20 protein-coding genes and 1 pseudogene are annotated in these 23,922 nt (G+C 59.4%); 5 read left to right on the forward strand and 16 right to left on the reverse strand.

Going from position 1 to position 23,922, the window contains the following annotated elements:
• Window positions 1–10: 10 nt before the first annotated feature.
• From IEQ42_RS12455 to IEQ42_RS12480, 6 genes are all read right to left on the reverse strand, one after another.
• Window positions 11–1,039, reverse strand: a complete 1,029-nt coding sequence (locus tag IEQ42_RS12455; protein WP_210703744.1) for a DUF5924 family protein — start codon at window positions 1,037–1,039, stop codon at window positions 11–13.
• A 184-nt stretch (window positions 1,040–1,223) separates the two neighbouring features.
• The gene (locus IEQ42_RS12460) at window positions 1,224–2,603 is read right to left on the reverse strand and encodes a M16 family metallopeptidase (RefSeq protein ID WP_210703745.1); all 1,380 of its coding nucleotides are present in this window, start codon (window positions 2,601–2,603) and stop codon (window positions 1,224–1,226) included.
• Window positions 2,604–2,778: 175 nt separating this feature from the next.
• Window positions 2,779–4,437: a Na/Pi cotransporter family protein gene (locus IEQ42_RS12465; RefSeq protein ID WP_210703746.1), complete on the reverse strand. Its 1,659-nt coding sequence runs from the start codon at window positions 4,435–4,437 to the stop codon at window positions 2,779–2,781.
• Window positions 4,438–4,828: 391 nt separating this feature from the next.
• Window positions 4,829–5,596, reverse strand: a complete 768-nt coding sequence (locus IEQ42_RS12470) for a TerC family protein (RefSeq protein ID WP_210553247.1) — start codon at window positions 5,594–5,596, stop codon at window positions 4,829–4,831.
• Window positions 5,597–5,681: 85 nt separating this feature from the next.
• Complete coding sequence (locus IEQ42_RS12475) at window positions 5,682–6,989, reverse strand: CitMHS family transporter (RefSeq protein WP_210703747.1); 1,308 nt, start codon at window positions 6,987–6,989, stop codon at window positions 5,682–5,684.
• Window positions 6,990–7,359: 370 nt separating this feature from the next.
• Window positions 7,360–7,686 (reverse strand): DOPA 4,5-dioxygenase family protein, encoded by a 327-nt coding sequence (locus tag IEQ42_RS12480; RefSeq protein WP_210703748.1) that lies wholly within the window; start codon window positions 7,684–7,686, stop codon window positions 7,360–7,362.
• Window positions 7,687–7,768: 82 nt separating this feature from the next.
• Here IEQ42_RS12480 and IEQ42_RS12485 point away from each other — a divergent pair, with 82 nt between their 5' ends.
• Window positions 7,769–8,431, forward strand: coding sequence for an NAD(P)-dependent oxidoreductase (locus IEQ42_RS12485; RefSeq protein WP_210703749.1), 663 nt, complete (start codon window positions 7,769–7,771; stop codon window positions 8,429–8,431).
• 4 nt (window positions 8,432–8,435) lie between these two features.
• Here the strand turns inward: IEQ42_RS12485 and IEQ42_RS12490 are convergent, their stop codons facing one another.
• Window positions 8,436–9,386: a choline sulfate utilization transcriptional regulator gene (locus IEQ42_RS12490; RefSeq protein WP_047299186.1), complete on the reverse strand. Its 951-nt coding sequence runs from the start codon at window positions 9,384–9,386 to the stop codon at window positions 8,436–8,438.
• Between the two features lie 114 nt (window positions 9,387–9,500).
• Between IEQ42_RS12490 and betC the strand changes: the two genes are divergently transcribed.
• The 3 genes from betC to IEQ42_RS12505 all read left to right on the forward strand — a co-directional run bounded on the left by betC (window position 9,501) and on the right by IEQ42_RS12505 (window position 13,777).
• The gene (gene betC / locus IEQ42_RS12495) at window positions 9,501–11,015 is read left to right on the forward strand and encodes a choline-sulfatase (protein ID WP_210703750.1); all 1,515 of its coding nucleotides are present in this window, start codon (window positions 9,501–9,503) and stop codon (window positions 11,013–11,015) included.
• Window positions 11,016–11,031: 16 nt separating this feature from the next.
• Window positions 11,032–11,952: a choline ABC transporter substrate-binding protein gene (gene choX / locus IEQ42_RS12500; RefSeq protein WP_210703751.1), complete on the forward strand. Its 921-nt coding sequence runs from the start codon at window positions 11,032–11,034 to the stop codon at window positions 11,950–11,952.
• A 256-nt stretch (window positions 11,953–12,208) separates the two neighbouring features.
• Entirely contained in the window at window positions 12,209–13,777 is a 1,569-nt protein-coding gene (locus IEQ42_RS12505; protein WP_042556925.1) for a SulP family inorganic anion transporter, read from the forward strand.
• Between the two features lie 118 nt (window positions 13,778–13,895).
• Here the strand turns inward: IEQ42_RS12505 and aroE are convergent, their stop codons facing one another.
• Together aroE and hemF are read right to left on the reverse strand one after the other, a co-directional pair.
• Window positions 13,896–14,717, reverse strand: coding sequence for a shikimate dehydrogenase (gene aroE, locus IEQ42_RS12510; RefSeq protein WP_210703752.1), 822 nt, complete (start codon window positions 14,715–14,717; stop codon window positions 13,896–13,898).
• Between the two features lie 9 nt (window positions 14,718–14,726).
• Window positions 14,727–15,641, reverse strand: a complete 915-nt coding sequence (gene hemF, locus IEQ42_RS12515; protein ID WP_210703753.1) for an oxygen-dependent coproporphyrinogen oxidase — start codon at window positions 15,639–15,641, stop codon at window positions 14,727–14,729.
• A gap of 163 nt (window positions 15,642–15,804) precedes the next feature.
• Between hemF and IEQ42_RS12520 the strand changes: the two genes are divergently transcribed.
• Window positions 15,805–16,782, forward strand: coding sequence for a quinone oxidoreductase family protein (locus tag IEQ42_RS12520; protein WP_210703754.1), 978 nt, complete (start codon window positions 15,805–15,807; stop codon window positions 16,780–16,782).
• Window positions 16,783–16,789: 7 nt separating this feature from the next.
• Here IEQ42_RS12520 and IEQ42_RS12525 read toward each other — a convergent pair whose 3' ends face one another.
• The 7 genes and pseudogenes from IEQ42_RS12525 to dprA all read right to left on the reverse strand — a co-directional run bounded on the left by IEQ42_RS12525 (window position 16,790) and on the right by dprA (window position 23,864).
• Complete coding sequence (locus IEQ42_RS12525; protein ID WP_210703755.1) at window positions 16,790–18,088, reverse strand: phenylacetate--CoA ligase family protein; 1,299 nt, start codon at window positions 18,086–18,088, stop codon at window positions 16,790–16,792.
• Window positions 18,078–19,346: an aminotransferase class I/II-fold pyridoxal phosphate-dependent enzyme gene (locus IEQ42_RS12530; RefSeq protein ID WP_210703756.1), complete on the reverse strand. Its 1,269-nt coding sequence runs from the start codon at window positions 19,344–19,346 to the stop codon at window positions 18,078–18,080. The genes IEQ42_RS12525 and IEQ42_RS12530 overlap by 11 nt, the downstream gene beginning before the upstream one ends.
• Window positions 19,343–20,416 (reverse strand): DUF3419 family protein, encoded by a 1,074-nt coding sequence (locus tag IEQ42_RS12535; RefSeq protein ID WP_241865827.1) that lies wholly within the window; start codon window positions 20,414–20,416, stop codon window positions 19,343–19,345. The genes IEQ42_RS12530 and IEQ42_RS12535 overlap by 4 nt, the downstream gene beginning before the upstream one ends.
• A gap of 63 nt (window positions 20,417–20,479) precedes the next feature.
• Complete coding sequence (locus IEQ42_RS12540) at window positions 20,480–21,229, reverse strand: thiaminase II/PqqC family protein (RefSeq protein WP_210703758.1); 750 nt, start codon at window positions 21,227–21,229, stop codon at window positions 20,480–20,482.
• The gene (locus tag IEQ42_RS12545) at window positions 21,207–21,875 is read right to left on the reverse strand and encodes a hypothetical protein (protein WP_210703759.1); all 669 of its coding nucleotides are present in this window, start codon (window positions 21,873–21,875) and stop codon (window positions 21,207–21,209) included. The genes IEQ42_RS12540 and IEQ42_RS12545 overlap by 23 nt, the downstream gene beginning before the upstream one ends.
• Window positions 21,876–22,154: 279 nt before the next feature.
• Window positions 22,155–22,712: an L-threonylcarbamoyladenylate synthase type 1 TsaC gene (gene tsaC / locus IEQ42_RS12550; RefSeq protein WP_042556918.1), complete on the reverse strand. Its 558-nt coding sequence runs from the start codon at window positions 22,710–22,712 to the stop codon at window positions 22,155–22,157.
• 55 nt (window positions 22,713–22,767) lie between these two features.
• A pseudogene (gene dprA, locus IEQ42_RS12555) lies at window positions 22,768–23,864 on the reverse strand (DNA-processing protein DprA).
• Window positions 23,865–23,922 lie beyond the last annotated feature (58 nt).

A 23,922-nucleotide genomic window follows, 5' to 3' on the forward strand; every position in this document is an offset into this window, starting at 1 on the left:
ACGAACCGGATTACTTTTCTTTGACCGGTGTGCTGTCGGTGATTTCAAAGCGCAGCACACCGATCAGCTGGCCATCCTCGGTCAGCACCCGCACTTGCCATTTGCCCGCCGGGTTGCCGGGGAAATTCTGTTTGTGCGTCCACGCCCGGTAGCCTTCCTTGCGCCCGCCGTGGATGTCGAGGGCGATACGATCGACCTCTTTACCGTTGAACTGCCAGACGTGATAAATCCGCTCATCGAGCCCGCGCGGTGCATTGATCGCGGTGTAGGCGTAGAGGCCGCCGTTGCGGATCTGCTCGGCGCTGACCTTGTCGAGACTGGCGCCAGGGGTGCGATCCTGCATTTGCGTGCTGATCGCCACGTCGGTCATCCACAGCGTCGCCGGCGGCACCCACGAACGCAATGCCCAGCCGACGCCACCGATGCCCACGGTGATGCACAGAATCGCCAGCGCGTTACGCACGGTGCGGATCGGGAAGATCGACGCCAGGCTCGGGAACGACAGCAGCACGGCAATCCCCAGCGCCCATTTGAAACTTTGCGAGGTGGTCAGGTGCATGATCACCGGCAACGCCGTGAGCAGGGCGGCGAACAGGGTCAGGGTGTGCAACGCGAGAAACGCCCAGCGCCGTGGCGCCAGCCATTTGTAATAGAGCGGGTCGACGATGGAGATCAGCGCGGCGACGCTGAGCAGGCCGGTAAAGATCAGTTGGCTGCTGTTCCACGTCGTGGTGATGAAAAAGAACGGCAGGACAAAAAACAGGCTTTCCTGATGGATCATCTGCGTCGCATAACGCAGCAGCGGTTGAGGAATTTCCCGTTTGAACACCCGCGTGAAGAGGCCGGTGAGGGTGTTTTCCAACATCAGCCAGATCCAGCTGATCAGCATGATCACCGTGATCCAGCTCGCCAGTCCCTGCTGGCGATCGACCAGCATGAAACTGCCGACCCCCGAGATGAAACCACCCAGCGCAATGACCCCGGGGTAGCGCTTCATCAGCTCGATAATGCGCTGGATAAGGAGGGTCAGTCTGGACATTTTGGCGGTTCACAACAAAGTAGGAAAAATCCTCGACAGAGTAGCGCCCACCGGGAGATGTGGCGAGGTTGGCAGTCAGTTATTCGTTGTATTGACTGGCCTGAAAAGATCGCAGCCTTCAGCAGCTCCTACAGGAAATCGCATTCCAGTGTAGGAGCTGCCGAAGGCTGCGATCTTTTGATCTTCAGGCGCGCTTACGATACACACGCCAGCCGATCAACATCAGCAGCACCAGCCCCACCCCACCCGCAGCCAGCCACAACACCTGATCATCACTGATCAGCGGCTTCTCGATCCGCAGATACCCCGGTTGCAACATCAACTCACGCATCGCCTTGTTCGCCGTTTCCAGCGTCACACCTTGCAGGTCCCGCGCAGGGTTGGCGAAGCGGCCGTCCTGATAATTGCTCAGCGCGCTCCAGTAATAATCGGCCATCGCGCTGTTGCCTTGTACCGCCCAGGCCTGGTGGGCGATAGCGGCCTGTTTGATCCGGGTGAAGGTGTCTGGGTCGAGGCCGTTTTTCAGCAAGTCCGCCTTGAGGTCTTCCAGGACCTGAATGGCTTCGTCGACGTCATCGCGATCCAGATCAGCATTGAGGCTCATGAAGCCGACGCCGCCGAACACTTCGCGTTCGGCCCACGGCCCGTAGGACAAACCGTGGTTCAGGCGGATCTGCCGGTACAGCGCCCAGTCGAGGTAATCCTTGAGGATATCGAAGGTCTGGTCGTACTGATCGTCCAGCACCGGCTCCGGCACCATCCAGTGCAACTTGGCGCCGTCACCCATGAAGCCACGGGTGAGGGTGCGCTCGTGGGCGGCGCTGGTGCTGATGTCCGGTAGCGGACGGTGCTCGCTGGGTTCGACCGGTTCGAGGGCGCCCCACGTGCGTTCCAGATAAGCCGGCAGCAGTTTGTCGAGTTCGCCGACGATGATCAGGGTCATGTTGTTCGGCGCGTACCAGGCCTGGCGCACCTTCTCTAACTGCTCTTGGGTCAGATGATCGACTTCGGCGCGTTGCGGGCATTTCAGGCCCAGTTCGACGGCCAATTGATTGCTCGCGGTGTGGCCCAGATCCTGACGATCAAGAAAACGTTGCAGGCGCGTGTAATGGCCGCCGTCTTCACGCTCGACCACGCGTTTGGCGGCGTTGATCGCGTTGTCGTCAATGCGGGTCTGGGTCAGCAGAGCCAGCAGCAGATCGAGCACCTTGCGCTGGTTCTTCGCCGGGGCTTCGATGACGAACGTGGTGTCGGCATTGCTGGTGAAGGCGTTCCATTCGCCGCCCAGGGCCTGCATGCGTTCTTCGAGACCACCTTCGCCATTGGCGTCAATGCCGCTGAACAGCAGGTGTTCGAGCAGGTGCGGCAGCTCTTTTTCGTCGCAGTCAAAATCATCGAGACCGACGCCGACCACCAGGCGGATCGCCACATGCCCACGCTCGGTGCCGGGCTTGAGCATCAACTGCAAACCGTTGGGCAACGCATAGCCTTCGACCTGAAAACGATCCAGGGCGAAGGAGGGTAGAGATCCGAGCAACAGACAGGCGAACAACAGGCAACGCATAACAGGCTTCCATACGGCTGATTTGGAGATCCGTGTCGTCAGTCAGATCCTCATCGCTGGCAAGCCAGCTCACTCAGGGATCTAAGGCGCACAAAACCCTGTGGGAGCTGGCTTGCCAGCGATGACGGCCTTGAGGCTGAACTCTGAGTTACTGACTGACCACAACCGCAGACGTTCAAGGCGAATGCGTAATGTCGCTCATATCATCCGCCGCCAGCGCGCCGGTATCCGCCGTTTCCAGCACCACATACGCACTGCCGCAGAACAGCGAATTGAGCCGCCGCATGTCCGCAATCAACTCCAGATGCAGCGAACTGGTTTCAATACTCTGCACGATCTTGCGTTGCAATCGGCTGACATGCGCATGGGCCAAACGGCGTTCCTGTGCGCGAAAACGACGTTTTTCGCGCAACAACTGCCGGGCACTTTCCCGGTCGCCACTGAGAAACACCGACAGCCCCAACCGCAGGTTGGCAATAAGCTGCTGATGCAGCACGGCCAGATCCTCCAGGCCCTCTTCGGAAAACGAACGACGTTGCGAAGTCTTCTGCTGCTGGATCTTGCGCAGCATGCGTTCGATGACATCGCTGGACAGTTTCAGGTTGATCGCCAACTCGATGATCTCGGCCCAGCGTCGACTGTCCCGCTCGCCAAGATCCTCGCGGGGCATCTGCGCCAGATACAGCTTGATTGCGCTGTAAAGCGCTTCGATGTCGTCGGTCAGGCGACGCACCTCCTGAGTGACGGCGGTCTGCTTGCCGCGCAACACATCGAGAGTGGCATCGAGCATGTTGTCGAGCAGATCGCCCATGCGCAGGGTTTCCCGCGCGGCGTTGGCCAGCGCAAGGCTTGGCGTGACCAGTGCGGTCGCGTCGAGATGACGCGGTTTGGCGGTGCCGTTGACCTCCGGCCGTTCAGGCAGCAGCCAGGCACACAGCCGCGCCATCGGCCCGACACTAGGCAGCAGGATCAGGCAACGCGCGGTGTTGTAGAGCAGATGGAAGCCGATGACCATTTCCTGCGGGCTGAAATCGAGACCGTCGATCCAGTGCACCAGCGGATCGAGCACCGGGATGATCAGCAGCAGGCCGATCAGCTTGTACAACAGACTGCCGAGCGCCACCTGCCGGCCCGCCGCGTTCTGCATGCTGGTGCTCATGAACGCGAGAATGCCGCTGCCGATGTTGGCGCCGATCACCAGACCGATCGCCACCGGCAGACTGATCACCGCTGCCCCGGCCAGTGTGGCGGTGAGCAGCACGGCGGCGAGGCTGGAGTAGGAAATCATCGCGAACAGCGCGCCGACCAAGGCGTCGAGAAGGATATCGCCAGTCAGCGAGGCGAAAATCACCTTCACCCCTTGCGCATGGGTGATCGGCGCAGCGGCCTCGACGATCAATTGCAGCGCAAGAATGATCAGCCCCAGACCGATGGATACGCGACCCATCTGCCCGAGCCGCGTCTGTTTGCGCGACAGAAAGAAAATCACCCCGACAAAAATCAGCAGCGGCGACAGCCAGGACAGGTCGAAGGTCAGCACCCGGGCCATCAACGCCGTACCGACGTCGGCGCCGAGCATGGTCGCCAGCGCCGGGGTCAGCGCCATGAGGCCCTGGCCGACAAAAGAGGTGACGAGCATGGCGGTGGCGTTGCTGCTCTGCACCATCGCGGTCACGACGATACCGGCGACAAAGGCCAGCCATTTTTTCGACATGTTCTGGCCAATCACATGGCGCAACTGGGTGCCGTAGACCCGCAGGATGCCGGTTCGAACGATGTGCGTGCCCCAGATCAGCAGGGCGACGGCGGAAAGCAGATTGAGCAGGGTGAGCATGCAAACCCCCTGAAATAGCAGCGCTCCAGAGGAGCAAGTTGACGATGCCGCGCGGTTTCTACGTTCTGATACTTAAGCTGTAGTTGGCTAACGGTCTGTGCGCCAGCATTGCACAGCCAAAGTGGAGATTGAAACAAAAGTGTCATGAAAAGGCGTTCATTCACGTTCTCCACAAACAAGGCAAAACCCTGTGGGAGCTGACTTGCCAGCGATGACGTCGGCACAGCAAACATTGATGTCGACTGACACCCCGTTATCGCTGGCAAGCCAGCTCCAACAGGTTCTTCTGTCTGCGTGAACTACGGTTTTTCAAGCATCAAAGACAAAAAAACCTGTGGGAGTCTGGCTTGCCAGCTCCCACAGGTTTTGTATTGACTGCTGGATTACCGGGTTACTGGCCCGGAATGTCCTTGCGCAGTTTCACCGGATCTTGCTGTTGTTTCTTCTTGGCCATCGCGCCACGCAGTTTGATGTTGATCGCTTCCACTGCCAGCGAGAACGCCATCGCGAAGTAGACGTAGCCTTTTGGCACATGCACATCGAACGATTCTGCGATCAGCACAGTACCGACCACCAGCAGGAACGACAGCGCGAGCATCTTCAGCGACGGATGTTTGTCGATGAAATCGCTGATAGTCCCGGCCGCCAGCATCATCACCAGCACCGCAACGATGATCGCTGCAACCATGACTGGAACGTGCGAGACCATGCCGACAGCGGTGATCACCGAATCCAGCGAGAAGACGATGTCGATGATCGCGATCTGGATGATGGTGTAGAGGAAGTTGCCACCCTTGCCGCTTGGCGTGTCGTCGCTTTCGTCTTCGCCTTCGAGCGCGTGATACATCTCTTGCGAGCTCTTCCACAGCAGGAACAGACCACCGAAGAACAGGATCAGGTCGCGGCCGGAGATGCCTTGGCCGAACACTACGAACAGGTCGGCCGTCAGGCGCATGACCCAGGTAATCGACAGCAGCAACAGGATCCGCGTGATCATGGCCAGCGCCAGACCGAAAATCCGGGTGCGCTGCTGCATGTGTTTGGGCATGCGGCTGACCAGGATCGAAATCATGATGATGTTATCGATACCGAGGACGATTTCCAGGGCGGTCAGGGTAAAGAAGGCAACCCAGATTTCAGGGTTGGTCAGCCATTCCATGTGTATTCCTTTGAGCGATTGTTAAACCACAAAGAGTCCGGGCTTCAAACAGCGAAGCCGGGACTCTGTGCAGTGAGTCTTGGGCTTATAGAGTGCTGAAGAGCGGAAAAGTCCCCAACAGCAGTGCAGCAATCAGGATGCAGATACACACCAGGATCGCCCATTTCAGGGTGAAACGCTGGTGATCACCGAAATCAATCCCGGCCAACGCCACCAACAGGTAAGTCGATGGCACCAACGGGCTCAGCAAGTGGACGGGCTGGCCGACGATCGAGGCACGGGCCATTTCCACTGCCGTAATGCCATAGTGGCTGGCAGCCTCGGTCAGCACTGGCAACACACCATAGTAGAACGCATCGTTGGACATGAAGAAGGTGAACGGCATGCTCACCAGCGCCGTGATTACCGCCAGGTACGGGCCGAGGAAATCAGGGATCACTGCCAACAGGCTCTTCGACATCGCATCGACCATACCGGTGCCGGTCAGGATACCGGTGAAGATGCCGGCCGCAAAGATCAGCCCGACCACTGCCAGCACACTACCGGCGTGCGCCGCGACGCGATCTTTCTGCTGTTGCAGGCAAGGGTAGTTGACGATCATGGCGATACTGAATGCAACCATGAACAACACCGGCAGTGGCAACAGGCCGGCGATCAGCGTGCACATCAGGCCGAAGGTCAGGGCGCCGTTGAACCAGATCAGCTTCGGACGACGGGCATCCGGGAACTGTGAAACGCTGATTTCGCTGTGATCGATCTCGTCGCCGATCAGGTGCAACTCACCCAGACGCGCACGTTCGCGTTTGCCGTAGAAATAGGCAATCACCAGGATCGCCACCACGCCAGCGGCCATGGCCGGGATCATTGGCACGAAAATATCCGAAGGATCGACATGCAGCGCACTCGCCGCACGAGCGGTCGGACCGCCCCATGGGGTCATGTTCATCACGCCACCGGCGAGGATGATCAGGCCAGCCATGATCCGCGGGCTCATGCCTATGCGGCTGTACAGCGGCAGCATCGCGGCCACGCAGATCATATAAGTGGTCGCGCCGTCACCATCAAGGGAAACGACGAGCGCCAGTACGGCGGTGCCGACCGAAACTTTCAGCGGGTCGCCCTTGACCAGTTTGAGGATCTTGCGCACGGCCGGGTCGAACAGGCCGGAGTCGATCATCAGGGCGAAATAGAGAATGGCGAACATCAGCATCACGCCAGTTGGCGCCAGCTTGGTGATGCCTTCGAGCATCATCGGACCGATCTTCGGCGCGAAGCCACCGAACAGCGCAAACAGAATCGGGATGATGATCAGGGCGATCAGCGCGGACAGGCGCTTGGTCATGATCAGGAACATGAACGTGATGACCATGGCGAAGCCAAGGAAAGTCAGCATGGGATTACTCCAGGCGTAGCGCGGCTAGTTAAGTGAGCGGATCGGGCGGGATCAGCGCAGAACGGGAAGCACGAGGCGTACGGGCGGAGTGGCAACAAGAAAACGCGGGAAGAGGCGGGCTACAGAGGACATCAGAATCACCATTGTTGTTGTTAATTGGGCCGGGCGAGCGAGGTATCACACGCGTTGGCCAACCGGTCTGTTGCCGGAAGTGAGGGCGATCCTAATCGGGGAAGCTTTCAGCTACCTTTCGCGGGTGAAAGCTTTGAATGAACGGTCAACCGGTCGTCGGATGCGATTAGCGTCGTTTGGCGAACGAGCAGCCAAGCGGTGAGCGCGAAGAAACGCGTCGGGCGTATCAACGACCTGATCAAAAAACAGACAAATCCAGCGTCCGCATCGCCCCCATCCAGATCGCATGCTCGGTGTGATCGAGCAAGTCATCGCCGGTGTCCGGGTGCAGAAACACCACCAGGCCTTTGCGATTGAGGGCCAGCCACGGCAGCACCTCGCCGATCAGCTCGGGACCGAAGGCTAACTGGCAGCTCCAGTCCGGGTGCGGGCCGACCGGTCGTTCGTGAACGCGGCCCATCTTCAACGGAAACAACTGCGCGGCCCGCTCGCATAGTGCCCGTGCCTGTTCAATCGTATTGGCGTCGAAATAGACGTGGGCGTGGTAGCCCTTGATCGCTTGCATCGCAAACCCTCTGAATCGGTTCGAACCCTCGACGTAGCCCGTATGTCACACGTCATACAAGGTATAACAAAAGGGATCAGCCATGAAAAATGCCGAAACCCCGGTGGTAAAAGTGGTGCTCTATGGTGCCATGAGTAGCCTGGGCGCTGCGTTGATGGCTGAACTGCTGCGCCGACAGCACGAAGTCATCGCCATTCTCGACGACCTGACCGCGCTCGCGCCGCGTCCAGGATTGCGCACCAAAAGCGGTGACCTGTTCGATTCCGAGCGGGTCAATCAAAGTGTCGCCGGCAGTTCAGCGGTGATCTGTTTGCTCGATGCCCCGGGGCTGCCGTTCAGTAGCGACCATGTGGAACGCTCGGTGGTGCTTGGCCCGGTCGAGCAGGTTTTAGCGGTGGATGCACTGGTCGACGGACTGCAAGCGGCCAATGTTTCGCGACTGTTTCTGGTGGGGGAGTTTGCCGTACTCGACGAGCCGGAGCTGGATGAACGCTTACAACGCCACGCTGCCGAAGAAATTCGTGAAGCGGTACAAAGCAGCCCACTGCACTGGACGCTGGTCAATTCGCCGCAAGGCGTGGCTGGGTTGACCATCGAGCATTTCAGTCAGGTCGGCGGCAATCTTGAGCCGGGTCTGGCAGAACCGCTGGAACGCTTGAATCGCGTGGCAGTGGGAATTGCCGATGAACTGCGACTGAATCTGCATGTGGGTCAGCATGTGAATTTTGTCGCGGCGTCCGACTGATTGATCACACCGCAATCGAAGGCAACGCAAGCCCGGTAAGGGATTCGGCACTGCTGGCCTGCTCTTCCATCAGCCAATCGACAAACTGCTGAATCAACACTCCACGCCGTTTGCGCTGCGGTAACACCACGTAATAGCCAAGGCGCGACAGCGTGGTCTCGGCAATCGGTCGACACAGCAAGCCCTGACTGAGCAAGTTATCCACAAGGTGACGCCAGCCAATCGCCACGCCTTGGCCGCCGATCGCCGCTTGGATCAGCAGTGTGTAATTGTCGAAACGCAATTGCCCCGGCGCCGGCGGGGTAGTGATGCCCAGTTCGCGGAACAGCCCACTCCAGTCGAACCAATTGCTGCTGTTCTCCCCCCGCAGGTGCAGCAGCGGAAGTTCCAGTAGTGCCTGCGCGGTCAAGGGCAGGGCACGGTCCTTGAGCAAGAGCGGACTGCACACCGGGAACACTTCTTCGCTGAACAGCCAATGGCTTTCACCCTGTTTGAAACGGCCATCGCCGAACAGGATCGCCACGTCGATATCGGTGCGCAGCATGTTGTGGTTGCGCTCACTGGTGACCAGGCTGACGTCGACGTGTGGATTGGCCTCATGGAAGCGATGTAGACGCGGCATCAACCAATACGCGGCGAAGGCAAAATCGGTAGCGACTTGCAGCACCTCATGTTGCTGCTGTGCGCTGATCGCACTCAAACCGGCATCGATATTCTGCAAACCGAGGGTAACTTGCTCGAACAGGATGGTGCCGACTTCGGTGAGCTCAATGCCACGGTAGATTCGATCGAACAACCGTGAGCCAAGCTGCTCTTCCAGTCGTTTGATCTGCTGGCTGATCGCAGGTTGCGTGGTCCCAAGCTCCACCGCGGCGGCGGTAAAACTGCGATGCCTGGCAGCGGCCTCGAACGCGCGCAACAGGTCGAGCGACAGATCACCAAGAGCTTCATACATAAGCTGTGCTTATCCTAGTCATTGCCCAGCGCGGGCTTTACCCGACAGAGCATGGACTCCATGCTCGATCGCAGCAATGTCGCATAAATATTCACTATGGAATGCCGCGATCACATGAAGCGCAAGAATATTCTTTTCATCATGGCCGATCAGATGGCCGCGCCAATGTTGCCGATCTACGGGCCTTCGCCGATCAAACTGCCCAATCTTTCCCGCCTAGCCGCCCAAAGCGTGGTGTTCGATGCCGCTTACTGCAACAGCCCGTTGTGCGCGCCGTCGCGTTTTACCCTGGTCAGCGGACAGTTGCCGAGCAAGATCGGCGCTTACGACAACGCTGCCGATTTCCCCGCCGATGTGCCGACTTACGCCCACTACCTGCGTCGCCTCGGCTATCGCACGGCGCTGTCGGGCAAGATGCATTTTTGCGGCCCGGATCAGTTGCATGGCTACGAAGAGCGGCTGACCAGCGATATCTATCCCGCCGACTACGGTTGGTCGGTGAATTGGGACGAGCCGGACGTGCGGCCGAGCTGGTATCACAACATGTCCTCGGTGCTGCAAGCCGGGCCGTGCGTGCGCACCAACCAGCTCGATTTCGATGAAGAGGTGGTGTTCAAGGCGCAGCAATATCTGTTCGATCACATTCGCGAAGATGGCGATCAGCCGTTCTGCCTGACCGTGTCGATGACCCACCCACACGATCCGTACACGATTCCCAAGGCATTCTGGGATTTGTACGACGATGCAGATATCCCGTTGCCTGCAACACCGGACCAGCACGAACTTGATCCGCACTCGCAACGACTGCTCAAGGTTTATGACCTGGGGGATAAACCTTTGCCTGTGGATAAGATTCGCGATGCGCGCCGTGCGTACTTCGGCGCTTGCAGCTATATCGATGCCAACGTCGGCAAACTCCTGCAAACTCTTGAGGAAACCGGGCTGATCGATGACACCATCATCGTCTTCTCGGGCGACCATGGCGACATGCTTGGCGAGAAAGGCCTCTGGTACAAAATGCACTGGTACGAGATGGCGGCGCGCGTCCCCCTGTTGATAAGTGCGCCAGGCCAGTTTGGCGCGGGTCGGATCAGCGCTGCGGTGTCCACCGCCGACCTGCTGCCCACTTTCGTCGAACTGGCTGGCGGCACGCTGGAGCCGGGTCTGCCGCTAGATGGGCGGTCACTGGTGCCGCACCTGCAAGGGCAGGGCGGTCATGACGAAGTGTTCGGCGAGTACATGGCCGAAGGCACGATCAGCCCGCTGATGATGATCCGCCGTGGCGCCTACAAATTTATCTACAGCGAAAGCGACCCTTGCCTACTCTTTGACGTAGCCAACGATCCGCGTGAAATGGAAGAACTCAGCCAATCGCCACTGCATCGCCAGCTTTTCGACGATTTTCTCGTCGAAGCGCGGGCCAAGTGGGATATCCCGGCAATCCACCGGGACGTTCTCGCCAGCCAGCGCCGCCGCCGTTTTGTCGCCGATGCGTTAACCATCGGCAAGCTGAAGAGCTGGGATCACCAGCCGTTGGTGGACGCCAGTCAGCAGTACATGCGCAACCACATCGACCTCGATGATCTGGAGCGCAAGGCCCGTTATCCACAACCCTGCCAAAACCAATAATGTGAAGGGGAAGTCCATGCGCAAGTTATCCACAGCAGTGACGTTTGGCCTGATAGCGCTGAGCAGTACCTCGGCATTCGCCGAGCAAAGCTGCGCCACGGTAAAAATGGCCGACCCCGGCTGGAGCGACATCGCCGCAACCAACGCCATTACCGGGTTTCTGCTGGACGGCATGGGCTACAAGGCCAAGGTCGACACCCTCGCGGTGCCGATCACCTTCGGTGGTTTGAAGGACGGTCAGGTGGACGTATTCCTCGGCAACTGGATGCCGGCGCAGCAGGGCTTCTACGATAAATTCGTGGCTACCGGCGATGTCACGCAACTGGCGAAGAACCTCGACGGCACCGAGTTCACCCTGGCCGTGCCGGACTACGTGTGGGATGCGGGTGTGCATGACTTTGCCGACCTGAACAAATTTGCCGACAAGTTCGACAAGAAGATCTACGGCATCGGCTCGGGCGCCCCGGCGAACATCTCGCTGCAGGAGATCATCAAGAAGAACGACTTCGACATGGGTCAGTGGAAACTGATCGAGTCCAGCGAACAGGCGATGCTCGCCGAAGTGTCGCGGGCGGTGAAAAAGCAGAAATTTGTCACCTTCCTCGGCTGGACCCCGCACCCGATGAACGTGCAGTTGAAAATGCGCTATCTGAAGGGCGGCGAGAAATACTTTGGCGACACCGGCAGCGTGTTCACCCTGACGCGCAAGGGTTATGCAGAGGCGTGTCCGAATGTGGGTAAATTGCTGACCAATCTTGCGTTCACTCAGGAGATGGAGAACAGCATCATGGCCGAGGTAGTGAACAAGAAGATCACTAATGCCGAGGCGGCTAAGGCGTGGATCAAGGCTAATCCGGCGGTGTTGGACAAGTGGCTGGAGGGGGTGAAGACGCTGGATGGCAAGGATGCGCTGGCGGCGGTTAAAGCCAGGCTCTGATCGTGGGGTTGCTGGAATTGTGCTCGGCTTGAGATTCTACCCCCTCACCCCAGCCCTCTCCCCCAGAGGGGGCGAGGGGAAAGGGGGCCGATCTCTGGTGTATTCAGCATTGAGTTCGACGCAGGTTTTTCACGTCGGCGTAACTCGACCAGACACCTCGGTCAGTCCCCTATCCCTTTGGGAGAGGGGCAGGGTGAGGGGCTTTCCCAACTGACACCCTGTTACCCTTGCAGCAAACCCCAAACCGCGAGGACCCATGGCCTTTCCCAGTCGCCGCTCACTGTTTCCCTTCCTCACCTGGCTACCCCGGCAAACCCGCGCCAGCGTCGGACGGGATCTGATCGTTGGCCTCAGCGGTGCGATTCTCGCGTTACCTCAGTCGATTGCCTACGCGCTGATCGCCGGTCTCCCACCTGAATACGGCCTCTACGCCGCGATCATCCCGGTGTTGATCGCCTGTCTGTGGGGTTCGTCATGGCATCTGATCTGCGGCCCGACCGCGGCGATTTCGATCGTGCTTTACGCCAGCGTCAGTCCACTGGCCGTGCCGGCATCCCAGGACTACGTCACCCTGATCCTGTTGCTGACCTTCCTCGCCGGGGTATTTCAATGGTTGCTTGGCTTGCTCCGGTTTGGCGCGCTGGTGAACTTCGTCTCGCATTCGGTGGTGCTCGGTTTCACCCTTGGCGCGGCGGTGGTAATTGCCATTGGGCAATTACCGAATCTGCTGGGGCTGGATCTGCCAGCCAAAGCCACGGCGCTGGACAGTTTGATGGATCTGCTGCAACACCTTCGGGCTGTGGATAAACCTTCGTTGCTGCTCGGAGTGGCCACGGTGGCAGTCGGCGTTGTGCTCAAACAATGGCTGCCGCGCTGGCCGACGTTGTTGATAACGCTGGTGCTGGCCAGTCTGCTGGTGTGGCTGTGGCCGGCGATGTTCGGCCACGTGCATCTGGTCAGCGCATTTGTCGGGCGTTTGCCGCCGTTCAGTGGGTTGCCGCTGGATCTGGATTTGATCCTGCGCCTGCTACCCAGCGCAGTGGCGGTGGGCATGTTGGGGCTGGTCACCAGCCTGTCGATTGCCCGTTCGATATCTGCACGTTCGCAGCAGTTGCTCGATGCCAATCAGGAAGTGCGCGCGCAGGGCCTTTCGAACATTGTCGGGGCGTTCTTTTCCGGATCGCTGTCGGCGGGCTCGTTCACCCGCTCGGGTCTCAGTTATGAGGCCGGCGCCTGCTCACCGCTGGCAGGCGTGTTTTCGGCGATCTGGGTGGCATTGTTTGCGATTTTCGGTGCCGGGCTGATCGCGCACATCCCGATTCCGGCCATGGCCGGCAGCATTTTGCTGATCGCCTGGGGGTTGGTCGATCATCGCGGGATTCGATCGTTGCTCAGGGTCAGCCGCGCCGAGTTCGTGGTGATGGCGCTGACCTGCCTGGCGACTCTGCTGCTGGAGTTGCAGACCGCGATCTACGCCGGCGTGCTTGCGTCGCTGTTCTTCTACCTCAAGCGCACTTCGCAGCCGCGGGTGCAGCATTGGCGCGATGGCGAAGACGATGTGCTGGGGGTCGGCGGCTCGATCTTCTTTGGCGCCAGCCATTATCTGCAAGTGCGTTTACAGCGCATGCACGGCGCGCGGGTGGTGATCGAGGCGCAGCAGATCAACTTCATCGACTATTCGGGGGTGGAGATGTTGCATCAGGAAGCGCGGCGCCTGTTGGGCCAGGGTCGCAGCCTGACCTTGCGCGGTGCGCGGCCGCAGGTGGTGGAGGAACTGCGCAAGCTGGAAGGCCCAGAGAAATGCCCGATCCGGTTTGAGGACTGACCCGACAAACACTGCAAAATCCTGTGGGAGCGAGCCTGCTCGCGAAAGCGGCCTATCTGACACATCAATGTTGGATGTGCCGCCGTCTTCGCGAGCAGGCTCGCTCCCACATGGGTAATTACTGCGCCAACTGACGGCGTAGTTCAGCCAGAACCGGCGCCGTGTCCGGGCGCACGCCGCGCCACAAATAGAACGCCTCGGCAGCTTGCTCGGCGAGCATGCCCAAACCATCCATCGACACCGCCGCACCGTGCTCACTGGCCCAGCGGCAGAACGCGGTCGGCTCTTTGCCGTACATCATGTCGTAGCACAGGGTTTGGCCCGGTTCGATAAGGCTCGGCGCAATCGGCGGTACATCGCCGGTGAGGCTGGCGGAAGTGGCGTTGATGATCACGTCCACGGGCTCGCGCAGCCAATCAAAGCCGCTGGCCGACACCGGCCCCAGATCGCAGAACAATTCCGCCAGCAACTCGGCCTTGTCTACCGTACGGTTGGCGATGATCACCGACGCGGGTTTCTCCGCCAGCAACGGCTCCAGCGCTCCACGCACGGCGCCACCGGCACCGAGCAGCAAGATGCGTTTGCCGGTCAGACTGAACCCGGCGTTTACCGTCAGATCCCGCACCAGTCCGGCGCCGTCGGTGTTGTCGCCGAGCAGCGAACCGTCGGCCAGTTTGCTCAAGGTATTCACCGCACCCGCCCGTCGCGCGCGGGCCGTCAGGCTGTTAGCCAGGCGATAGGCGTCTTCCTTGAACGGCACAGTGACATTGGCGCCGCGACCTTCGCGGAAAAACGCCGTAGCGCAGGCGGAAAAGTCGTCGAGCGGCGCCAGCAACGTGGCGTAGTCGAGACTCTCGCCGGTCTGCTCGGCGAACAGCTTGTGGATCATCGGCGATTTGCTGTGGCCGATCGGGTTACCGAAAACGACGTAACGATCCATCAGATGTCCTCAGGCTTGGGTCAGCCAGTCGCGGTCTTGCAGGAAGTACTCGGTCAGGCGCGCTTCTTCGCTGCCAGGTTCAGCCTTCCAGTCGTAGCCCCAGCGTACTTGCGGCGGCAGCGACATCAGGATCGACTCGGTACGCCCGCCCGATTGCAGGCCGAACAGCGTGCCACGGTCGTAAACCAGGTTGAACTCAACGTAGCGGCCACGGCGGAATTCCTGGAACTCACGTTGCTGAGCGGTGAACGTATCGTGCTTGCGGCGCTGCACGATCGGCAGGTAGGCGTCGATGTAGGCATCACCAATGGCGCGCATAAAGGCGAAACTGGTGTCGAAATCCCACTCGTTCAGGTCATCGAAAAACAAGCCGCCGATGCCGCGCGGTTCGTGGCGATGCTTGATGTGGAAGTAGGTGTCGCACCACGCCTTGTAGCGCGGATAGACGTCCGGGCCGAATGGCGCGCAGGCCTGTTCGGCGACGCGGTGCCAATGGATGCAGTCTTCTTCGTTTCCGTAATACGGCGTCAGGTCGAAGCCGCCGCCGAACCACCAGACCGGCTCTTCCCCTTCTTTCTCGGCGATGAAAAAACGCACGTTGGCGTGAGAGGTCGGCACGTGTGGGCTGTGCGGATGGATCACCAACGACACGCCAAGCGCCTCAAAACCGCGACCGGCCAATTCCGGGCGATGGGCGCTGGCCGACGGTGGCAGACCACTGCCGAAGACGTGGGAAAAGTTGACCCCGCCCTTTTCGATCAGCGTGCCGTTTTCAATGACGCGAGTGCGACCGCCACCGCCCGCAGGCCGGGTCCAGGCGTCTTCGACGAAGCGCGTGCCGCCATCCTCGGTTTCGAGTGCGGCGCAGATGCGGTCTTGCAGGTCGAGCAGATAGGCCTTTACGGCGTCGGTGCGGGTCGTCATGGCTTCACCTTGAATCGGGGCATCACTATGCGGCAACCCGCAGGCGGGGGTCGGCGCAAATGGGCGCGTAGCATACCACCGCAGGCCAACGCGCCGCAGTTGACGAAGATCATGCATAAGCGTTGGATAGGGACCTTACAAAAGACCCAAGGAGAGCAGGCAGATGGCAAAGCGTATCCAGTTCCGCGCCCACGGCGGTCCCGAAGTGCTCGAGTTTGTTGATTATGAACCCGCCGCGCCCGGCCCGAATCAGGTGCGCGTAGCCAACAAGGCTATCGGCCTGAATTTCATCGACACCTATTTCCGCAGCGGCCTCTACGTACCGCCAGCCTTGCCGTCCGGCCTGGGCGCGGAAGGTGCAGGCATTGTTGAGGCGGTGGGCAGCGAGGTTACCCGGTTCAAGGTCGGTGACCGCGTCGCGTACGGCAGCGGCCCGCTGGGTGCTTACAGCGAATTGCACGTCCTGCCTGAAGCCAATCTGGTGAAGCTGCCAGACCAGATCAGCTTCGAAACCGCCGCCGGGGTGATGCTCAAGGGTTTGACCGTGCAGTACCTGCTGCGTCAGACCTATGAGCTCAAGGGCGGCGAGACCATTTTGTTCCACGCCGCAGCGGGGGGCGTGGGTTCGCTGGCCTGCCAATGGGCCAAGGCGCTGGGCGTGAAACTGATCGGCACCGTCAGCTCGAAGGAAAAAGCCGAACTGGCCAAGGCCAACGGTGCCTGGGCGACCATCGACTACAGCCACGAAAATGTTGCCGAACGCGTGCTGGAATTGACCGACGGCAAGAAAGTCCCGGTGGTCTATGACGGGGTTGGCAAGGACACTTGGCTGACCTCGCTGGACAGCGTGTCGCCCCGCGGGTTGGTGGTGAGCTTCGGCAATGCTTCCGGCGCAGTCGACGGCGTGAATCTGGGCATCCTTTCCGCCAAGGGCTCGCTCTACGTCACCCGGCCTACATTGGCGACCTATGCCAACAATGCGCAGAACCTGCAGCGCATGGCCGATGAACTGTTCGAGATGATCATCAGCGGCAAGCTCAAGGTCGATATCAGCCAGCGCTATCCATTGGCTGAAGCGGCGAAGGCACAGACCGAATTGTCGGCTCGGCGCACCACCGGTTCGACCATCCTGCTGCCCTGAAAACACGCTACCCCGGTGAGTCCGGGGTAGCCTCCAACTCAATAAAGAACGGCGTCTTGCCCGCAGCAGTTGTTTCGAAACGGCTGCGAGCCAGACGCTGCACCTGCAATCCCAAAACACCGGGCAACCTGAGCAATGCGCTTGCCTGCGCCTCGTTGTGCAACGCCTGTTCGATGGCGGCTTCTGCGCCGGTCGGCAGTTTGTCCTGAGCAATGACCAGACACATGCGCACACCGTTGGCTTGTCGATTGATCTGTACCTGAATGTCGTTAGAAGCCAGCTGTGGCAATGCCTGTGCGAGTACGCTCATCACCTGTCGCTGCGTGATGAGCGCGCCCCCCAGCTTGATCGATGTCTCTACCCGCCCCTCAAGTTGCAACACGGGCAAGGCGCTGCCACAGGCGCAATTCGCCCCATTGCGCAGGATTCGACCACGATCACCAATCCGGTAACGCAACAGCGGCACGTGATCGGGCAGCAAGGATGTCAGCAGGAACTCACCGCTTTCGCCCGCGGCCACTGCTTGCAAGGTGAGTGGGTCCACCACTTCGATGAACACCGCATCGGCGTGCAGATGATAAAAACCGTGCCCAAGGTGCACGCATTGATAGCCGATGGGGCCGGTTTCCGTCGAGCTGTAGCCCAGCGACCGGAGCCTTATCGCCGGCCAGTCCCGGCCAAGCTGTTCGCGCAATTGAGGACCGCAGGGTTCCCCGATGTAGTAAAGCCATCTCAAGCTGACCAATTGCTGTGCGTCGACTTCATCGTGGTTGAACAGCGCCGCGGCGAAGGAAGGCGTGCAAATCAGCGCATCGGCCGCTTGCGACTGAATCAACCCGGCAATTCGCTGAACCCCCATTAATGAACCGGCGGGCAGCAGACGTGCGCCGACATGCTGCACGATCGCCGCTGCGTACTGGAAAGCCCCCTGCATTTCACCCGCGGTCAGGCAATTGATGACCACACCCGGGCGTTCGTCCGCCACGCCAAACATTCGCGCCCCCAGCGGCACGATGCTGGCGTTGAACGTCCAGGAATGGGTGATGTGTTTGCGGTTGCCGGTGCTGCCGCCCGACGTCAGGGTCAGGCCGCCACCCGGCGCACGGTGCGACGCTTCGCCAAGCGCGGAAAACAGCACACCGCCATGCTCGTCCTCCACGGCCTGGATCGGCAGGCGCTGCAAATCCTTCAGACTGTGCACCTGGAGGATCTGCGGACACAGCGCACAGAACCACGGCAGTGACTGCGCATGGGCCAATTTGTGCGCAAAGGCCTGGTTGGCAGAGAGCACGGGATCATCGCTCATCGTCACGCCCCCCCTGGCGAATGCCCAACTCATCGAAACCGCCACGGACGGCATTGGCCAGGCTCTCCAATTGGGCCTGGTTGTGATTCGCGCTGATGGCCAGACGCAGAATCGCTTCGCCTTTGGCCACCACCGGAAACATGGCGGTGGTAACGGCTATGGCCTTTCGCCGCAGGTGCAACGCCAGACTGATGGCATCACGCTCGGCGCCGACGCGGACAAAACGAATGGGCGAGGCGACTTCATGGTTGCCCAGCACCGGCCCGAGCAGGTTGTCGATCAGGGCAACATTTCGCCACAGAGCCGCCTGCAACTGTCCCAGCTCCGGCGAAAGGTGAATGTCCGCAGACGCTACCGCCGCACCGACACCGCCCATCGACAATGGCCCGCCGAAGGTATAGGTCGACGCATGGCGGCGGATCATTCCAGCGTCGGCTTCGGAAAAGACCGTGATCGCTCCGCCCGTGGCACCAAATGCCTTGGACAGCGAGGACAGAAGAATCAGACGATCGCGCCGTTGCTCACCGGCAGCAACGAGTGCATAACCTCCGCCTGTTACGCCGTGAATCGAGGTGCCGTGGGCGTCATCGGCATACAGATAGCCTTCAAAGCGCTCCGCCAGCTGCAACAGTCGATTGATCGGATACAAACCCCGCATCGAGCCAATGCTGTCCGTGAGGATGATGGGTGTATTGCCAGCGGCTACTGCTGTGGAGCAAGCCTGTTCGACTTGGTCCACGTCATTGCAGTCGCATCGCTGTACAGGGCCGAACTGCCACAGGATCCCTTGCAGCACCTGCATTGAAGCATGGGCCGCCCGGTCGACGATCCAGCCCGGGCCACGACGCAACGGATAGGACGGTAGCTCGCCTGAGCCCAGTAACGGCAGGCAGCCCAGATGCGCACTGCCCACCGAGTTGAAGGTCACCGTGTAGCCCTGGAATATCTGGTTCAACTGCTCGTCGAGTTCGCGCATGGGCGGTAGCAGTACGCGGGTTCGTGCGGCGGCAAATTGCACGCCGAAGGATTTCACGGTGCTCACCGCGCTTTGAATCAGACGCGGGTCGCACTCCAGTCCCAGGTAAGAACATGAGAGAAACTCGGTCAGCCGCTCACCGCTGCTCAACTCGATGGTCTTGCCCTCACGGCTCACCAGTTTCAAGCCATTGAGGCCGGCATCAAACAGCTGCTGCTGATCGTCACGGGCCTGACGCACACGGTTTTTTACCCAGTTGACGGTTGGGTGCTGATTGTTCATCGGGATACCTGCAAAGGTGTCGTCTGGCGGTAGACCTGCACGCGCCAGAGCTGGGTTTTTTCTCGTGCGATCGCGTCCTGGTAATGGGCAGTGATATCGCAGAAGCCTGCACAATCGGGCTGGACGATGTGCAAATGTCCACGCATGACCAGCAGCGCCTTGTCGGCAAGGGACGGGCGCAGCCGTTGCAAGACACTCGCTCCAGCGACCTGAGGCATGAAGGAAGGCACGTCCGAGAGCGATACGAAATCGACGTCCGTGTGTTTGGCGGCGCAATCGATAATGTCGGCCTGCACGATGCGCAACTCACACTGCTGAATGGCCTCTCGGGCACGCTTGAAGATCCGCGGATCGCACTCCAGCGGGAAACCTTCGGGGTAGCGCAGCTCACCAAAAAACAGCATTTGCAGAAAGAAGCTCTCGCGCACGATCTGCGTGCTAAACAAGGTGTGGAAAATTTCCAGATACGCTGCGCGGGAGCTGATACCCAGGTTGTTGGGTGGAAACGATCCTTTGTACAACAACGAATTGAGCACTGCGGCGTTGCCCAGCAGCGAGATCACAGCCCGCCAGCGCCTGAGGGGAAAACGGGTTCGGTAATAATCGGTTTGCTCGCCGAGATCGCAGCACTGAAAAATCGCTCTCCCCGCCTCGCCGGTAAACAGTCGATTGACCTTCGCCAATCGCTGCAAAGTCTGCTCAAAAGCCCCCATGTAGATCGGCGCCTGCCAATGACGTGTCTGGAAAAACTCCGCCAGCCAGTGGCGATCGACGCGCGGCAGATCCAGTTGCTCAAGTATGGATTGGCGTCGCGACGGCAAAACCCCTGGGTGGTAACCCATGAAGTCCATAAACGATGTGTAATCGGTCTGTTGCAGCAGAGCAAAGCGCAGTCGCGTGAACGCCAGTTGCGGCGCACTTACATCAATGCAGGTCATGCGTGCGGGGTTGCGGGCCAGCAGCGGCAGCAGCCGTCCGCCACTTCCCGCGACGCCGACCACGTGCCTGGCCCGCGGGGGCAGGATGGCGAATTCCAGCGCGGTGTCTTCATCCCCCAGCGCATAGTTCAATCGCTCGAAATAGTCAGACATGCCAGCCCCCGTGCGTCGTTCGGGAAAATCGCCGTGAAGGACTCATGAGTTATCCAGTGCGTGCAGGAAGTCATAGCGCGGTGCGAGGCCGTTTCGCCAGGCCTCATACTGCTCATAGACGGCTTCAAGCATGTTGCCGGTCAGGCGCAAACTGGTTTCCATTACAGTCGCAATGGCGTCCCAATCGGATTGATCTTTGCAAGTTCGCTGCAGGATGAGTTTGATTTCGTTGAAGTGTTCGACATCAATATCGGAGTGAGCAACTAAGGAAGACAATCTGTGAAACGTCAACTGCTCCGGTCTAAGCGACAGTGTTTCTCTCAGGGTATTAATATATGACGTGGCGTACTTATAAGAATTCTCTGCCCAATAACTGTACCCAAGCCGTCGCAGCGGATTACCATTGCAAGATATCCAGTACAAGTAAGCAATCAGCACTTCTGTTTCCGGCAATGCTGAAGGCATATCAAAACTTTCACTATTCAGACCAAGACTCATAACATCATGAAGTGCCATTTTTTCCTGGCCCGCTTCTCGCGCCGCATGCTCAAAACAAAATTTTGCATACACCGGATTATCGGCATGTCGCACACCCACCAAACCCTGGTTTCGCGCATTGTGTGCGGTGTAGTGGAAAGTCTCGATCATGTAAATCGCATACAAGGCCTTCGAAACGCTGCCGCCGCGGATGGCTTTGACCAGCCGCGAGTTATCGAGAATATCGGCCCATACATTTTCGATTCGTTCGTCCAGCAGGCTCAACTGTTGTTCAAAACTGGCATGCGCGGTCATCGTGACTCTCCGGTGAATTGAGGGCGGTGTGGACGGGTTGTTGAACGGCTGCGAGGATCTGCGGCCATTGCGCTGAGAGCAGCCAGTAATCGCCGCGGGCGCGTTGTTCGATATGCAGGGAGTCGGTGGTGATCGATGTCAGGCCGAAGCGCTGGAACAGTCGCCGCTGGGGTGATCGGCACAGGGCCGTGACGCCCTCATAACCGCGCTTGATCGCCCATTCGGTGGCCGATGCCAGCAGGCAGTTGACCGACACCGGCAGGTGACCCTGGGAGAGGGTGATTAACCGACTGAACTCGACATGACGCGACAGCGCCTGGGTTGGCGAAAGATGCTGATGCGCCAGTGATGCCCATTCAAAAGGTGAGGGCGTCACTCTCAATACCGCCATCAACTGGTCTTGTTGATAAAGCAGAAAGTGAGTGCTGCGGGCCGTTATCGCCAAGCTTGTTTCCAGCAAACGGGCTCTGGAAGTCAGCATGTAGTGTTGCAATCGCAGCCGAAACTGGCGACCAATAAACCGTTCAAACTCTCGCGTGTCTGATCCGGCTTCGAGAGTAACCACATGACAATTTTCATGCTGACGTCTTAATGTCGACTGAAGTGCCTGCAGATAATCCGTGAGTTGTAAATCCGTAGTATCCATTCCTTCTCCGCAGACGTTAACTTATCGAAGTTTTCTGAGCGCATTGAAATGATGGATGCTTTTAGAAATATCGCCACTGCGCGATTTCTGATAATGACGTAGGAAAATTTACTGAAACTGGATGCTCGTCGATTAGTCCGACACATTAAAGACAGATGTAAACAAACAGTTGTTGTATTTTAATAGTTACTTGAAGGAAAAATCGCAGCCATATGTAGTACTCCTCGCCTTGAAAGCCGAGGAGTACTACATATATCTATATAAGCTTGAAAGAGAACGTCAGTCAGGACGAATGACGTTGCCGCTGGCCAGGTCACGGATGACGCTGGGGTTTTTGCGCCCACCCAGTTGTCCACCCAATACCAGGTCAATCTGTCCGCGGAAATACTGCTCGACCCTCAAGCGCGTGCGCGCCGCCGGACGTCCTTGCGGGTTGGCCGATGTCGAAATCAGCGGCCCGACCATTGAGCACAAGTCACGCACCTGCGGGTGATCACTGACCCGCAACGCGACGGTGTCATGCACCCCGGTGACCCATTCCGGCAACAAGTTCTGATGCGGCACCAGCCAGGTGTTCGGCCCTGGCCAGGTGCTGGACATGCGGTCGATCCAGTCCTGCGGGAAGTCTTCAAACAGAAAGTCGAACTGGCGAATATTGTCGGCGACCAGAATCAGGCCCTTGTCGACCGAACGGTTCTTGATCGCCAGCAGTCGATCCACCGCTTCTTCATTCCACGGATCGCAACCCAGCCCCCAGACAGCTTCGGTTGGATAGGCAATCACCGCCCCGGCGCGAATCTCTCGTGCGGCTTGTTGCACACGCCAACTGTTGACCATGAAAAAACTCTCCACAAACAGGTTTTGCGCAGTTTACCGATCTTCCTTGTAAAACCTAGCTCGTCCTGGCCAGCCAGCGACCGTTTTCGCACACCGCACGGCCATCCATTTCCAGTTCTGTGAGGGCCACCAACACTTTGGGCAAGGCCCAGCCACTGCTGTCAGCCAAGCCTTCGCTGGTATGCGGTGCGGCGTGCAGCAGCGTGAGCAGTGGATGAGTCTCTTTGGGCGTGTCCATAGACATCGGTAAATGCTGCCAGCCGCGCAGGGCTTCGAGGATGTGCTCTATGGTTTCGACCAGCACTGCGCCATCTCGAATCAACTGGTGACAGCCACGTGCACCGGGTGATGAATCGAGCCAGGAATGGCATAAACCTCCCGTCCCTGTTCCGCCGCCAACCGCGCGGTGATCAGCGAACCGCTGGCGACACTCGCCTCGACCACCAGCACGCCAAGGGACAAACCACTGATGATCCGATTGCGCCGCGGGAAGTTGCTGGCACTTGGGCCGGCATCCAGCGGAAACTCCGAAAGCACGGCGCTGCCCGAGGCAATCATCGCATCGGCCAGCCGCCGATTGCGCTGTGGATAAAAATTTTCCAGGCCGGTGCCTAGCACACCCACGGTTTGCCCGCCGACATCCAGCGCGGCCTGATGCGCGGCGGCATCAATGCCCAGCGCCAGACCACTGGTGATGACAAAACCGGCGCCCGCCAGGCAGCGAGAGAAGGCTGCGGCGGTGTCCATTCCCGGACGCGAAGCACGGCGGCTGCCAACCATCGCCAGTTGCGGTTTTTCAAGAATCAGTGGGTCACCCGCGACGAACAACAACGGCGGCGGATCCGGGATCTGTGCGAGCAGCGCCGGATAATCCGCTTGATCCCACATCAGTAAATGTTGATTGGGCCGCTCTAGCCAGCGCATTGCGTGGCTTGCGCCATCGCGCACTTCAGGACATCGCCGCGCCTCGGCACACGCCGCTGGCAATCCCAGCGAACGCCAGGCACTGGCAGGGGCGCTGATGGCTTTGGACGCCGAGCCAAAGGCTTCGAGCAATTTGAGAAAGCGCTTCGGACCGATTGTCGGCAAGCGGTGCAGGCGCAGGCGCGCTTCCAGTTCCGCAGGGGAAACCGGTGTACAGACAGGCAGCATAAAGGATCAATCCTTGATCGTTATAAGCCCCGAACCATTCGGAGCAAGCTGTGGATAA

Origin of the sequence: Pseudomonas iridis (assembly GCF_017980685.1) — a bacterium.
GTDB lineage: Bacteria > Pseudomonadota > Gammaproteobacteria > Pseudomonadales > Pseudomonadaceae > Aquipseudomonas > Aquipseudomonas iridis.

Bases quoted from the DNA above. Each gene is read 5' to 3' on its own strand.
- IEQ42_RS12505 (WP_042556925.1), top strand. From the start codon at position 12,209: ATGGCCTTTCCCAGTCGCCGCTCACTGTTTCCCTTCCTCACCTGGCTA.
- tsaC (WP_042556918.1), bottom strand. From the start codon at position 22,712: ATGGTCAACAGTTGGCGTGTGCAACAAGCCGCACGAGAGATTCGCGCC.
- IEQ42_RS12465 (WP_210703746.1), bottom strand. From the start codon at position 4,437: ATGCTCACCCTGCTCAATCTGCTTTCCGCCGTCGCCCTGCTGATCTGG.
- IEQ42_RS12480 (WP_210703748.1), bottom strand. From the start codon at position 7,686: ATGCAAGCGATCAAGGGCTACCACGCCCACGTCTATTTCGACGCCAAT.
- IEQ42_RS12475 (WP_210703747.1), bottom strand. From the start codon at position 6,989: ATGCTGACTTTCCTTGGCTTCGCCATGGTCATCACGTTCATGTTCCTG.
- choX (WP_210703751.1), top strand. From the start codon at position 11,032: ATGCGCAAGTTATCCACAGCAGTGACGTTTGGCCTGATAGCGCTGAGC.
- IEQ42_RS12455 (WP_210703744.1), bottom strand. From the start codon at position 1,039: ATGTCCAGACTGACCCTCCTTATCCAGCGCATTATCGAGCTGATGAAG.
- IEQ42_RS12530 (WP_210703756.1), bottom strand. From the start codon at position 19,346: ATGAACAATCAGCACCCAACCGTCAACTGGGTAAAAAACCGTGTGCGT.
- betC (WP_210703750.1), top strand. From the start codon at position 9,501: ATGAAGCGCAAGAATATTCTTTTCATCATGGCCGATCAGATGGCCGCG.
- IEQ42_RS12485 (WP_210703749.1), top strand. From the start codon at position 7,769: ATGAAAAATGCCGAAACCCCGGTGGTAAAAGTGGTGCTCTATGGTGCC.
- IEQ42_RS12460 (WP_210703745.1), bottom strand. From the start codon at position 2,603: ATGCGTTGCCTGTTGTTCGCCTGTCTGTTGCTCGGATCTCTACCCTCC.
- IEQ42_RS12520 (WP_210703754.1), top strand. From the start codon at position 15,805: ATGGCAAAGCGTATCCAGTTCCGCGCCCACGGCGGTCCCGAAGTGCTC.
- aroE (WP_210703752.1), bottom strand. From the start codon at position 14,717: ATGGATCGTTACGTCGTTTTCGGTAACCCGATCGGCCACAGCAAATCG.
- IEQ42_RS12490 (WP_047299186.1), bottom strand. From the start codon at position 9,386: ATGTATGAAGCTCTTGGTGATCTGTCGCTCGACCTGTTGCGCGCGTTC.
- IEQ42_RS12545 (WP_210703759.1), bottom strand. From the start codon at position 21,875: ATGGATACTACGGATTTACAACTCACGGATTATCTGCAGGCACTTCAG.
- IEQ42_RS12525 (WP_210703755.1), bottom strand. From the start codon at position 18,088: ATGAGCGATGATCCCGTGCTCTCTGCCAACCAGGCCTTTGCGCACAAA.
- IEQ42_RS12540 (WP_210703758.1), bottom strand. From the start codon at position 21,229: ATGACCGCGCATGCCAGTTTTGAACAACAGTTGAGCCTGCTGGACGAA.
- hemF (WP_210703753.1), bottom strand. From the start codon at position 15,641: ATGACGACCCGCACCGACGCCGTAAAGGCCTATCTGCTCGACCTGCAA.
- IEQ42_RS12470 (WP_210553247.1), bottom strand. From the start codon at position 5,596: ATGGAATGGCTGACCAACCCTGAAATCTGGGTTGCCTTCTTTACCCTG.